Below are 12,150 nucleotides of genomic sequence, written 5' to 3' on the forward strand. Positions count from 1 at the left end.
AATCTTTCAATTTCAAACCTGATTAAACTCTATAATAGGAAAGCACCCAACCAATGCCGTTTCGATCCGTAATGACGGCAAGCAGTCCGTTAAAGGGAGCCTCGAACACCTCAGTATTTATATGCCCGCCAGCCGTCAGGTCATCATAGACCTGGCGAAATTCCTCTTCAGTCTCGAGCTTCAGCAAGATCTTAACATAATCCCCTTTTAGAGACGGATTGGCTGCGTTACTATCAGCGAAGTAGATGATGGTGCTGCCGAAATTCAATTCCGCATTTAACACCTTATCGTCCTGTTTTCTTAAAATTTTGATCTCGCCGCCGAGCACACTCCGATAATACTCGATTTCTTCCTTGCAATTGTCCACAACAACAAAAGGATTTGCAATTTTCATACACTCTACCTCCTAATTTTCATATGCTCGTACTTGGCTCGCAAAATTTCAACCGCATTGTGAACGTCTGCCTCGGATCTCATATAAACGGACACCCAGCCCGACTCCGGATAAATATGATGCTCCTTGGCTCTTCCATCAGCGATTAACTCATCGCGTCTGGATTTGGACAAAAGCAAGTCGACGAGATGATCTCCATGAAGATGTCCGATTTCCTTGCCATTGAATAAAAATTCAATTCCGCCGAATCGGTGGGGTTGAACGGTTACTCCCGGCCAAGAAAGCAGCTCGTCAGTCAAGGCTGTCTTATAATTGGTTTGCATAAAGCAACACCTCCATCCAGGAAAGTTGTTGGATTATAGCCGTTTTACCCATTGCGAACCTGATCGCTCACATTGCGGAGCACCTTCTTCAGCAGACCCAGCATGATTGCATATTCCTCATCGCTTATGCCGATGCGGCTTTTGTTTCTTACGCGATTCAATGCTTCCTGGACCTTTGGAACCAAGGCTCTGCCCGCTTCCGTCAAATACAGCAAATGGTAACGCTTATCCTCGGAATCACTTTCCCTTCGAACGTATCCTTCGGCCTCAAGCTTGGCAATTGCCTTCGCGGTTGTTGTCTTATCAATGAGCAATTCCTCGCTTAACGCTTTTTGCGTTATCCTTTCTTTGCCTGCAATCGTCATCAGGAAAATATACTGCCCACTCCCTATCCGGAAAGGAGCAAGCTCGGCTGCTATCAGAATCTGAAAATGGCGGTAAATAGCCGATATATATTTCCCATACGACTCGGTAGTATCCTTTGGGGATCGAAGCCCATAGCCATCCATAAATGTGTACCCCCTGAAATAGGATGTTATTGCAACTAATTAGAGAATACAACATATAGGATGCTATTGCAACTATTTTTTGAGTAAGCTTTTTGTTTGCAAAAGAAGCACAAAAAGGGCTGCAACAGCCTACCTTGAGGCAAACTGTCACTGCCAGGGAATGGCTTAGGCCCTCATCAACGCACGACGCCGTACTTATTCCCGTCAGGATCGTACAGCGGAAAGCCGCGCATGCCACCGTCGAAGCTCTCGATTTCCTCGATGTTGGCCCCCTTTTCCTTCAAAGTTCGATATGCACCATCCACGTCTTCGGTATGAAAGTTGAAATATTGCTCGACTTGGTAATTGTTCCTTGGGAAACGCCGATACTCGAGATCGAATGCAAGCACGAGGCAGAAAATGATTTTGTAATCGTTCATCATCATCACCGTGGCGTTCGGTTCGTCTCGATGGGTAATCTCAAACCCCAACATTTCCTCATACCACTTTGTGGAGCGTTCCAAGTCGCTTACCGGAACGAATATCCCTACACCAAAAAAAGCCGATTTGCCCATAAGATCATGCCTCCAATTATTTGATTAATGGCGAAGTCACAGTCAACACATTGCCATCCGGGTCCTTGAAATAGAACCAGGCGCGCCCGTTCATGAAACGCACGCGATCGATCTTCACGCCGATATCGGACAGATCGCGGTAAGAGCGGAACATTGGATTTCGCATCGGCACTCCGGAACGCTTGCACGAACGCTTCTAGCAGTTCTGCGTCGGCTTTGGATTTTGGCACTTCTTCCACATCGTCATCTATCTCCGCCAGCAAATGGAATTGCCTGTCGGCTGCTTTCTTGAGCCGTTTCCTGGCCCGATGCAGTGCGGCTTTGATCGCCGTTACGGGCTGGCCCAGCGCACTTGCGGTGTCCGTCGGCGTGAAACCGAACACATCGTCAGCACGATTAGCGCCGCCTGCCTCGGCTCGAGCTCATCCATAAGCACTTCCAGCGATTCACGAATGTCATACTTGCTCCATTCCGAATAGGACTGGTCACCCTGATCGGCCAGAATCTCCGGCAGGAAAGCAGTTTTGCGCCTGCGGCAAATATCGAACCATGCGTTCGCCGCGATGCGATACATATAGGGCTTGCTCAACTCGCGCTCCGGCCATCTTCGGAACCTGCGAAACGCCTTGATCATCGTCTCCTGGAACAAATCATCGCCGTCCCATTCCGAGCCAGCCAAGTGCCTACAATACCTGCGTAACCCCGGCTCATGCGGCAGTGTGAGTTCCTCGAACGCTGCATCATTCGGCTGATGGGCCATATCCATCAATCCTTCCGGTACTTCCGCTTATGCGCGTAGAAAGCGGCCGAGCTTGGCAATTCTTCGACAATCCCGATCCGGTTGCCGTCCGGATCAAGGCAATCAAAGAATCGAATTCCGCCGCTATTCACGATCGGCATCACTTCAACACCGTTCTCGATCAGAGCGGCATGCGAGTATTCAATATCGAACGATTCGAAATTATATAGGGAATTTTATCCTCTCCTGTATCGAACTGCGTCGGTTGAGGCCTCTCTACTTTCCATAGGTTGATATAAGTCGCTTCACCAGGAAAGGCAAGCCCCGTGCATACTTCAGAAATCTGAATTACCTCCAGGTTGAACATCTTTATGTACCACTCCGTCGAACGATTCATATCCGTAACCGGGATAAAGATGCCGCTGACCTTGCTGACGATTTTACTCATCGATCATTCCTCCGTGTTTGTATTTCCTTACTCTACTGTGACATGCTCCCATGCCTAAAGGCAGGGGCTTCTCAGATCATCGGGGATCGTAACCTTTCCCCTCCTTGGAGGCTCTATCCAAGCCTAGTCTTTTTTAGGTTACGATACGTTTTTCAAAGCTAGGTTTAGTATGTTAATCGCCGCATTTACGTCCCGATCTGCAACGTATCCGCAAGAACATTGATGCGTTCGTTCGGATAGTGTTTTTTTGACGATTTCACCACAGTTGGAGCATTGTTGAGATGTGTTGTATGGATTCACTTGCACCACTTGACGACCGGCACTTTCAGCCTTGTACATCACGAATTGTACGAGTTGCTGCCATCCTGCATCAACAATGCTTTTTGCAAGATGATGGTTCTTAACCAACCCTAATACGTTTAAATCTTCAAAAGCAATCAATTGGTACTGGTTTACGAGTTTACGAGAAACTTTGTGCGCATGATCTTTTCGCTGATTGGCTACATGCTCATGCAATTTCGCCAATTGATGTACAGCTTTGCTTCTACGTTTCGAACCTTTTTTCTTTTTGGATACGGCACGTTGTAGATGTTTCAATCGTTGTTCACTTAGACGAAGATATTTGGGTGATTCTATCGGTTCTCCTTCAGATGGTATTGCAAGGTGTTTGAGTCCTAAGTCTATACCAACCTTCATGTTTGTTATAGGCAAAGGTTTGGCTTCAACTTCACACGAAAAACAAGCATAGTATTTTTCGTTTTTGACAAGGATGGAACAGGTTTTCATCTTGCCTTGCAGTTCTCGATGTAGTTTTATTTTCACTTCACCGATCTTGGATAGCTTTATTTTATTGCCATGGATTGTGTACCCGCCTTGCGGATAGGTAAACGAATCGTACCTCGATTGTGGTTTGAAACGTGGGAACCCTGGAGTCTCGGCTTGCTTCACTCGTCTAAAAAATGCTTGATACGCCTTATCCAATCGTTTCGCAACATCCTGTAACACTTGCGAATGCACTTGCTTTAATGCCGGAATGTGTTGTTTACGCTCGTTGAACGTGTTTGCTTGATCGTAGTAGTTCGGTGTTTTCCCTTCTTGTTTGTAGGCAAGAATACGTTCCTCTAGTAACCGGTTATACAACAAACGGCAGCGTTCAAGAGTAAATTGTATCTTCTGTTTTTGCTCTTTTGTTGGGTATATTCGGTATTTGTAGGCAACAAGCAATACTATTCACCTCGTTCTTTTTGGCTTTCAATATATTTTTTAATTTGAATATCAAGTTAGCTCCGCATCGTCATATGGTAAGTTCCTGGTAAGTAATGGTATCGGTAGAAATACAAGCAGATAAAAGCCGATTGAACAGTTGTCCTTCAAACTGTCTGCGGTTGGTACGGAAGCAAAATTCATTCAAGTAGGCTTGCAGATGCTTGGGTGCCAAGCCGTGAAACGTACCGCCAATAGAAGCTTTGGCGTTTGAGATCATCGTATGAAGCCACTTCAAATGATCCGGGTTTTCTTTGACGTTGAATTTGAGCGGCTGGTGGTTGTATTCTTTCGCAAGCGCGTTGTAAGAATGGTAAGCGTCGCTACTGATCGTTGCGCCGGGATCGATATGACGCTGTGCAAAATCGATCAGCGTTTTCCCTTTTACATCCGGAATCACTTGCATCTTGACGTATTGCGGTGCTCCCTGTTTGTTGAGTGAAACACCTACGAGCACGGGCGTTTGTTCGGTGCCACGACCGCGTTTGCCGCCTTCTGTTGGTGCACCAAAAAAGGCATCATCGAGTTCAACCAAGCCGGCCAGTCGATAGTTGGCATCGCGATCACCCATAGCTTTCCTGACTTTCTGAAGGAGCAACCAGGCTGTCGGATAGGTCAATTCAAGTTCTCGAGCGATATAGGTTGCAGAGATGCCGCGTTTATCATGGGCCATTAAAAAGATCGCCCAAAACCAGGTCAACAAAGGCGTGTGCGTTTTATGCATAATGGTACCGGCCGTCACGGAAGTTTGATGCTTACAAGCCATACACTGGTAAAGCTTCCGCGTCTCTAGGAAATAGAACGATTGGCTTTGGCATTTCGGACAGCAAAACCCTTCGGGCCAACGAATCTGGAACAGATGATCGTGACATGCTTGTTCCGTATTAAACTTCTCTTGAAACCTCTTAAGCGTCATCGTTTCTTGTTGAGCCACGCCAATCACTCCCGAACATTCGTTTGTATTTATTATATCAAACAAATGTTCGTATTTAAAGACCTTGCTGAAACAACTTGATATTCAAATTTTTTAATTACATCCAGTTGAACTGTACCTACGGTTGCAACAAAATACGAGTTTGTCCATAGGGAAGGGAGTCTACTTTTTAGATGGTTAAACTCTAGTCTTAGCACTCTTGACGTGTACCCTTTCAAATGTTTCACTACTTTGTGGATTCCAAACTGTGGATCGCATTTGATGAGCAAATGAACATGATCGGGCATGATTTCCATTTCAACGATTTCTGTGTTTAACGCTTTAGACTTCTCTAAAAACAAACTTTTTAGCCTTGTATCAATTGGTTCTTTGAGTACCTTTTTTCGATACTTAGGACAAAAAACAACATGATATTTACAATCAAAAACGATATTATGATTACTTTCTGCTTTTCTACTCAATGTCATCACCTACAGTAAATTGTACCACAAATAGTTAGTTTAATGTAGTTTATCTAACATGTTTTAAAGAGAGAATTTAAGAATTTTGCTCTTAACATCCCTAAAGGGATGCAGAGCAAATTGCCTTATATCCCCATGGCTAAAGCAAGGGGTTTTACGGCGAATTTGATAACGGAAAATTATGGCATTTAGATATGGGGGGCAGGGCAGCGTTGAGGGAACGCATCGGAGGATATGAAGCAAGGAAGCACCCGAAAGGGTGCATGGGTGGGAGTAGATCATCGGACAGATTACAGAAATATTGTTTGCAACATGTTGGCTATTGTTGGCAACCTCTGTTTAAAAACGAGGCAAGTTACTTCAAACAGTATCCCGCCAAGGGCTGTGAAGTACAGCGTATATCCATCCCTGATCTTCTTAGGTTTTTGATCGGTTATAATATTGGCCGCTGCAAGACGATCACAAAGCAGATCGACCTTTTCCGGCGTTTCGACATAGAAACCGACATGAAAATCTTTAGGGTACTCAGGAATAACCCCACCAAAGGCTGCTGGATTACTTAGTACGAGTGTGAAATCATGACCATCGCTCATCACGACAATTGCCTCTCCCTTCTGATCAATCAGTTGGAAGTCGAGTAAATCTCGAAAGAAATCCCGTGCCTCATTCAGATTTTCCACGCTAAGATTCAAATGGTTAAGCCTCATAGTCAGTTCTCCTCGTTGAATGAATGGACGGCTGCATTCATTCGAAATTATTCTAACACCATTAGATTAATCTAACTATGTTATAATTGTCAACCAAGAGAGGTGTTATTTGAAATGGCCAGAAAACGGACTCGACAGCCATTAGAACTCATTGGTGTTGAAGAAAGCGAAGGTACTCATATTCCTTTAAGTCGCTCGCGGATAACGCAATCGGCAATTCGTTTATTAAACGAGTTGGGCTTAAAGGAATTGAGCATGCGGAAAGTAGCCGATGATTTGTTGGTTCAACCTGCTTCCCTGTACTATCACGTAAAAGGAAAAGAGCAATTGCTTCAACTGCTTTCCGACAAAATAAGCTCCGAAATGGTATGGCCCGATTCATCTCTGCCTTGGAGGGAACAGCTTTTGCAGTGGGGAGAACAATTCCGGAAAGTGCTGCACGGATATCGCGACGCCGTAGAGTTGTTTAATTCGACAATCGGATTAGGCTACAATCGTATAATGCAGATCGAAAAGCTTTTTCAAATGCTTGTTGAAGCAGGGTTCGATGACAGCCAGATCCCATGGATCGCCTCCATGCTGAAGAGCTATGTTCTTGGATTCGTGGCAGAAGAAGCGCGGTTTGTATCCTTTGCAGACAAAAGCGACGCCACGCCTGAACAATTAAGTCAGCAATATAATCAGATCTATAGCAGCCTTTCCAAAGAACAGTTTCCAAACATGATCCGATTGGCGCCCTATACAACGAATACGGATTGGCAGCAAGAATTTAATTTTGGCTTGGGAGTAATAATCGACGGACTTTCCGTTAATCTTGCGCCCCATCTATCATAATTCTCATCGACATGTTGTCTAGAGGTTCAGAAAAATGCTATGTCGTCTTCTTGTTTGCAAGCAGTTTGCAATAAGCACAAAAGGACCGCAACAGCCCACCTCTCGGCAACCTGTGACAGCCCTCTAGTCCGTGTCCCACACGACCTCTCGCCTCTTTACTCTTCCCCCGTCGCAATCGGATTCTCCTCATACGAAACCCAGTCGCTCCAGCTTCCCGAATACAGCTTCACGTTCGTAAAACCCGCTTCCATCAGCGCCAGAACATTGGGGCAAGCGGTTACGCCCGAACCGCAGTAAACAATGATTTCATCCGCAGTGTGAAGCTCCTGAAAATGTTTCTCTAGCGCCTCAGGGCTTTTCCATGCTCCGGCTTCGCCCTGCACTTCTTTCCAAAAATAATTTTTTGCACCCGGAATATGTCCAGCCACCCGATCGATGGACTCTTCAAGGCCTTGATAGCGTTTGGCTTCTCTTGAGTCCACCAGTACGGTTCCCGGTAGCTCAAACTTATCCCTCACCTCATCAAAACTGGCAAGCAGGTGCCTGTGCACCTTTGGCGAGAAGACCCGCGGCACCGCGGTCGGCACCTCTTGGGTGACAGGCAGTCCGGCGGCTTTCCATGCGCTGTAGCCCTTGTCCAGAACATAAGTCTGCTTATGCCCCAGCAGCTGCAGCATCCACCACAACCGTGAAGCCATCGCGCCTCCTTGATCATCGTAAGCGATGACTTTTACAGTCGCATCGATGCCCAGACGGCCAACGAGCAAAGAGAATGCCCCCAGATCCGGCAGCGGATGTCTTCCTCCATGCTGCATGATCGGTCCAGATAAATCCTTTTCCAAATCCATATAAAATGCGCCCGGGATGTGATCCTCTGTATAAAGGTTCAATCCTGACACAGGATTACCCAGTATGAATCGGCAATCCACGATGATAATATCCGGCTCATTCAGATGCTCCAACAACCACTCTTGGCTCACGATATGACTCATATCAAATCACTCCTCACTGAAATTAGGTATGGATGCCGGAAGCAGGATCAATCCCCGATGCCGATGGTTGGATTGATGGAATAGGTCAACCAATCTCCTAGTTCCCCGCCCATTTTTTCATAAAATCTCTGTGCTCTAAGATTATCTTTGGCAGTTGTCCAAGACAAATTGGCGTATCGATTTCTGGCTGCATACCCTTTACATGCCGCAAACAGCTTGGCCGCAGCCCCTTGGCCCCGAAACTCTTCAGTGACGAACAGATCATTCATAACGGCAATTTTGGTTGCGCGAAGTGTACTGTAGCTGAAATATAACGTGGCAAAACCCACGAGATTGCCATCACTCTCGGCAACAAATTGGATGCCTTCCCGCTGCTCAAGCAAAACATGTATCAGTTCGTTAAGCTTGTCATCATCCGGCTGCCGAAATTTATAAAACCCGACAATATACTGAATCATTAGCTCCTTAAGCCGCGAAGTATCTTCCAAAAGCGGCTGTCTTATTGTAACTTGAGCCATCCGTATCGCCTCCCAGTAGGTCTTTGTGTCTATTGTACCCCGCCTCGCAGGACCTAGTAATGGAGGAATGGTCAGAAGATTTGCATTTCTGAGCGGGTAAGAAGATTAATCCTCTTCCATTTCTTTATTGTATAAAAACAACAGCAGCACAATCAATGAGATCAAAATACCAACTGTAATCCAGAGCAGATTGTTGATTTGAATCATTAACGCATAATAAGCAAATGAAAACACAAGGAGGGACAAAATAAAGGCAAGTGTAAATTTATTCTCTAATTTGCCGCTTTTTTTAGAGCCTCTCTGTTCGGAGAGAAATGTAAAGCCACGTCGATACTTGGCCATCGTTCCAATCAATAACCACATCAGAATCAAAGTAAATAACTTAATCAGAGGCATATTTTTCAATTCAAAAAAGATCTGGTAATAAGACACGCCTGACATGAGATGGTATGTAAAAAAAATGAGTCCCAAGAGCAAGGTATACGTTGTGATCGAAAAAAAAGCAAAGATCAAAGCATGCCATTTACTAATGCGAAAAATAATGTGAACTAATGCCGCTTGCAGTATTAAAGACAAAAAAGGTCTCACATCATCCCAGCCCATTTTATCCGTAAAAAAATCAAAGCAGCTCGTGAGTAGTGCAGCAGCCAAAAGCTTCTTCCAATGCTGTCTTAAGGAGAACCTGAACATCTGTGCTCCAAAAAAGTACATGGAGACAGATATCACCAGCTTATAAAAATCATCTAGTATATCCATTCTATAGGCCTTCCATTTCTGTTCTATTGCATCTATCATGTAAAATAATTCTACTATAGGTATTAAGAAAGGTGAATGCATGTGAATCCCAATTTCTATTGGAAGATTATACCAATGACAGAAACGCATGGACAATTGATCAGTACGTGGACTTACCCGCCGCCTTACCACATATACAATTGGCCGAGTTGGGAGCACATGGTGCGGGACGAGCTAGAATTTGCCGATCCTGTCGTGCGTAAAGATCAGTATGCAGCGGTCGTTGATGATCAGGGGAAGTTATGCGGCTTTGCGCAATTTTTCCCCATTTCGGGTGTTACGCGTCTTGGTTTAGGACTTCGTCCCGATCTTCTCGGTTTAGGCACGGGTGCGTATTTGACCTCACTTCTCGTGATAGAAGCCAAAAAAAGAGCTCCTCGCAGCAGCATCGATTTGGAGGTGCTCACTTGGAATATCAGAGCGCAGCGCAGCTATTTAAAGGCCGGATTCAAAATCACCGACACCTATATTCGTTCGACTCCTCGTGGATTGGCAGCATTCCACTGCATGGTCTATGAAAAAATACAGAACGATCATTGAACACTACTCATGAAGCAGGATCCCGAAGGAAGCGTCATAATGCGCAGCGGAACGAAAATCCAGATCGCTTAACCCGTTCACCTCGTGTGTGGATAAGCTTAAAGTAACCTTGGTATATTCGATATGAATGACCGGATGATGGTTCAATTCCTGAGCAATTCGCGCAACTTCATTCACGAAACGAATTCCCGTATAAAACTCGCGAAAAAGATAGGTCTTCCTTATAGTAGTTTCATCAGCCAGCAACCAACCTTGCAGCGTCTGCAATCTACTGCTCACTTGTTCCTCGCTCAATTTCATATCAGCAGCCTCCCCGTATTCAGTTAAAAATCATAGACAACTGCATCTATATCACTTTCTCCTGTATAACTTTGCAAAAGCTCCAAAAATGGACGTCCATAATTGCGAAACTTCACTTCACCGACCCCCTTGATCGCCAGCATCCCTGCCGCTGAAGTCGGGACAATCTCACTCATTTCACGAAGGGTGCTGTCTGTAAAAATAATATAAGGCGGTACCTTCTCCTTCTGGGAAATCTCTCTGCGCAGCAGTCGAAGCTGCTCGAATAAGGTGTTGTCGATGGCTGCTGCCTTTTGCTCCTGCCTGCGCACCTTCTGGTACACCTGGATCTTGCCCTGCAGGACATCGGCGGCGGGCTGCTGCAGCTTGACTACCGGATATTGACCTTCGGACAGCTGCAGGTACCCTTCCGAAATCAGCACATTGATCAGGTCTGAAATTTCCTTTTCCGGCAGATCACGCATAATCCCATAGGTCGGCAATCGATCAAAGCGATAGTCCATCACCTTTTTCAGCTTGGAGCCCTTCAGTACCGAGGTGATCATCGAGATGCCAAACCGCTCCTGCATTCGGCGGATACAGGAGAAAATCTTTTGAGCTTCCACAGTGATATCCACCGTGTCACGGTCGTCCTTGCAGGAGCTGCAATTGCGGCAAGCCTCCGTAACATGCTCATCACCGAAATAATGGAGTATATAGTTGCGAAGACAGCGCGGTGAGTAGCAGTAATCGATCATCGTCTGCAGCTTCTTATACTCATTGGCTTTACGTTCGGGTGAATGCTGATTCTGCTCGATCAGGAACTTCTGCGTCATAATGTCCTGTGCGCTGAACAGAAGAATACAGGAGCTGGGTTCTCCATCCCGGCCCGCACGGCCGGCTTCCTGGTAATATGCCTCCATGTTTTTGGGCATGTTGTAATGAATTACGTAGCGAACATTGGATTTATCGATTCCCATCCCGAAAGCGTTAGTTGCTACCATGACACGTATGTCATCGTAGAGGAAAGCCTCTTGATTATAGGAACGCTCCTCATCGGATAAGCCTGCATGGTATTTTCCCGCAGCAAAGCCTTTTTTCTTCAGCAGTTCATAGACATCCTCGACTTCTTTACGCGTGGCCGCATAAATGATGCCTGGTTGATGAGTATGCGCTTTTACATGATTCATGACAAAATCCCGTTTATTCTTACCGCGCAAAATGGTCAGTTCCAAATTATCGCGGCTAAAGCCGTTGATGTACACATCCGGATCACGCAGCGCCAGCAAACGGGCAATATCCTCTGTGACCTCAGCCGTTGCGGTTGCTGTGAAAGCAGCCACAATCGGGCGGTTCGGCAGATCCCGGATAAATGGCGCAATCGATACATAGCTGGGCCGGAAATCGTGGCCCCATTGCGAAACGCAGTGGGCTTCATCTATGGCGATAAAAGGCACATTCAGCGCATGCATTCGCGCTCGAAACCGTTCGGATTCAAGCCGTTCCGGCGCAATGTACAGAAGCTTGTATTTTCCCTGCAGGGCGCCTTGTAAACGCTGCTCTACTTCCTTCGACTCCAGGGTGCTGTTGATAAATGTTGCAGGCACGCCCAAGGCGGTTAACGCATCTACCTGGTCCTTCATCAGCGAGATCAGCGGCGAAATCACAAGGGTCACGCCATCCATCAGTAAAGAAGGCACCTGATAACAAATCGATTTCCCTCCACCGGTCGGCATGATGCCTAATGTATCCTTACCCACAAGAAGACTGGTTATAATCATTTTCTGGCCTTCGCGAAACTCCGGGTAGCCATAAACCTGTTGCAATATTCGACTTGCTTCTTCCAGCATGATGGTTTAC

At 46.0% G+C, this 12,150-nt stretch carries 19 protein-coding genes; 2 read left to right on the forward strand and 17 right to left on the reverse strand.

Annotated elements, in window-relative coordinates; translation table 11 throughout:
• Positions 1-22: 22 nt before the first annotated feature.
• The 12 genes from BLV33_RS16355 to BLV33_RS16405 all read right to left on the reverse strand — a co-directional run bounded on the left by BLV33_RS16355 (position 23) and on the right by BLV33_RS16405 (position 6,332).
• Entirely contained in the window at positions 23-394 is a 372-nt protein-coding gene (locus BLV33_RS16355) for a VOC family protein (RefSeq protein WP_090793963.1), read from the reverse strand.
• Positions 395-399: 5 nt separating this feature from the next.
• The gene (locus BLV33_RS16360; RefSeq protein ID WP_090793966.1) at positions 400-717 is read right to left on the reverse strand and encodes a luciferase domain-containing protein; all 318 of its coding nucleotides are present in this window, start codon (positions 715-717) and stop codon (positions 400-402) included.
• A gap of 44 nt (positions 718-761) precedes the next feature.
• Positions 762-1,226, reverse strand: coding sequence for a MarR family winged helix-turn-helix transcriptional regulator (locus tag BLV33_RS16365; protein ID WP_090793970.1), 465 nt, complete (start codon positions 1,224-1,226; stop codon positions 762-764).
• Between the two features lie 176 nt (positions 1,227-1,402).
• Positions 1,403-1,780 carry a VOC family protein gene (locus BLV33_RS16370; protein WP_090793973.1) on the reverse strand — a complete coding sequence of 126 codons (378 nt, stop codon included), beginning with the start codon at positions 1,778-1,780 and terminating at the stop codon, positions 1,403-1,405.
• Positions 1,781-1,796: 16 nt separating this feature from the next.
• The gene (locus tag BLV33_RS28855; RefSeq protein WP_139305761.1) at positions 1,797-1,946 is read right to left on the reverse strand and encodes a VOC family protein; all 150 of its coding nucleotides are present in this window, start codon (positions 1,944-1,946) and stop codon (positions 1,797-1,799) included.
• Positions 1,947-2,111: 165 nt separating this feature from the next.
• Positions 2,112-2,540 (reverse strand): RNA polymerase sigma factor, encoded by a 429-nt coding sequence (locus BLV33_RS16380; protein ID WP_171909178.1) that lies wholly within the window; start codon positions 2,538-2,540, stop codon positions 2,112-2,114.
• A gap of 5 nt (positions 2,541-2,545) precedes the next feature.
• Positions 2,546-2,680 carry a VOC family protein gene (locus BLV33_RS30465; protein WP_290439055.1) on the reverse strand — a complete coding sequence of 45 codons (135 nt, stop codon included), beginning with the start codon at positions 2,678-2,680 and terminating at the stop codon, positions 2,546-2,548.
• A gap of 20 nt (positions 2,681-2,700) precedes the next feature.
• Positions 2,701-2,967, reverse strand: coding sequence for a VOC family protein (locus BLV33_RS16385; RefSeq protein WP_090793980.1), 267 nt, complete (start codon positions 2,965-2,967; stop codon positions 2,701-2,703).
• 138 nt (positions 2,968-3,105) lie between these two features.
• The gene (locus BLV33_RS16390; protein WP_090793982.1) at positions 3,106-4,191 is read right to left on the reverse strand and encodes an RNA-guided endonuclease InsQ/TnpB family protein; all 1,086 of its coding nucleotides are present in this window, start codon (positions 4,189-4,191) and stop codon (positions 3,106-3,108) included.
• A 70-nt stretch (positions 4,192-4,261) separates the two neighbouring features.
• Complete coding sequence (locus BLV33_RS16395; RefSeq protein ID WP_086557962.1) at positions 4,262-5,164, reverse strand: IS1595-like element ISPaen7 family transposase; 903 nt, start codon at positions 5,162-5,164, stop codon at positions 4,262-4,264.
• Between the two features lie 32 nt (positions 5,165-5,196).
• Positions 5,197-5,631 (reverse strand): IS200/IS605 family transposase, encoded by a 435-nt coding sequence (gene tnpA, locus BLV33_RS16400; protein ID WP_139305841.1) that lies wholly within the window; start codon positions 5,629-5,631, stop codon positions 5,197-5,199.
• A gap of 284 nt (positions 5,632-5,915) precedes the next feature.
• On the reverse strand, positions 5,916-6,332 hold the full coding sequence (locus tag BLV33_RS16405; RefSeq protein ID WP_090793988.1) for a VOC family protein: 417 nt from the start codon (positions 6,330-6,332) through the stop codon (positions 5,916-5,918).
• 114 nt (positions 6,333-6,446) lie between these two features.
• Here BLV33_RS16405 and BLV33_RS16410 point away from each other — a divergent pair, with 114 nt between their 5' ends.
• Entirely contained in the window at positions 6,447-7,166 is a 720-nt protein-coding gene (locus tag BLV33_RS16410; RefSeq protein WP_090793991.1) for a TetR/AcrR family transcriptional regulator C-terminal domain-containing protein, read from the forward strand.
• 155 nt (positions 7,167-7,321) lie between these two features.
• On the opposite strand, the gene BLV33_RS16415 is transcribed toward BLV33_RS16410, so the two are convergent.
• The 3 genes from BLV33_RS16415 to BLV33_RS16425 all read right to left on the reverse strand — a co-directional run bounded on the left by BLV33_RS16415 (position 7,322) and on the right by BLV33_RS16425 (position 9,432).
• A complete protein-coding gene (locus BLV33_RS16415) occupies positions 7,322-8,158 on the reverse strand; it encodes a sulfurtransferase (protein ID WP_090793993.1) in 837 nt (278 codons plus the stop codon).
• Positions 8,159-8,205: 47 nt separating this feature from the next.
• Entirely contained in the window at positions 8,206-8,676 is a 471-nt protein-coding gene (locus BLV33_RS16420; RefSeq protein ID WP_090793995.1) for a GNAT family N-acetyltransferase, read from the reverse strand.
• A 105-nt stretch (positions 8,677-8,781) separates the two neighbouring features.
• Entirely contained in the window at positions 8,782-9,432 is a 651-nt protein-coding gene (locus tag BLV33_RS16425) for a hypothetical protein (protein ID WP_090793998.1), read from the reverse strand.
• Positions 9,433-9,546: 114 nt separating this feature from the next.
• Here BLV33_RS16425 and BLV33_RS16430 point away from each other — a divergent pair, with 114 nt between their 5' ends.
• On the forward strand, positions 9,547-10,011 hold the full coding sequence (locus tag BLV33_RS16430) for a GNAT family N-acetyltransferase (RefSeq protein ID WP_253187086.1): 465 nt from the start codon (positions 9,547-9,549) through the stop codon (positions 10,009-10,011).
• Between the two features lie 3 nt (positions 10,012-10,014).
• Here BLV33_RS16430 and BLV33_RS16435 read toward each other — a convergent pair whose 3' ends face one another.
• Both BLV33_RS16435 and recQ read right to left on the reverse strand, forming a co-directional pair.
• Positions 10,015-10,311: a 4a-hydroxytetrahydrobiopterin dehydratase gene (locus BLV33_RS16435; RefSeq protein ID WP_090794004.1), complete on the reverse strand. Its 297-nt coding sequence runs from the start codon at positions 10,309-10,311 to the stop codon at positions 10,015-10,017.
• Positions 10,312-10,334: 23 nt separating this feature from the next.
• Entirely contained in the window at positions 10,335-12,140 is a 1,806-nt protein-coding gene (gene recQ, locus BLV33_RS16440) for a DNA helicase RecQ (protein WP_090794006.1), read from the reverse strand.
• Between the last annotated feature and the right edge of the window lie 10 nt (positions 12,141-12,150).

The sequence above is a fragment of the Paenibacillus sp. GP183 genome (assembly GCF_900104695.1).
In the GTDB taxonomy this organism is placed as follows: Bacteria; Bacillota; Bacilli; order Paenibacillales; family NBRC-103111; genus Paenibacillus_AI.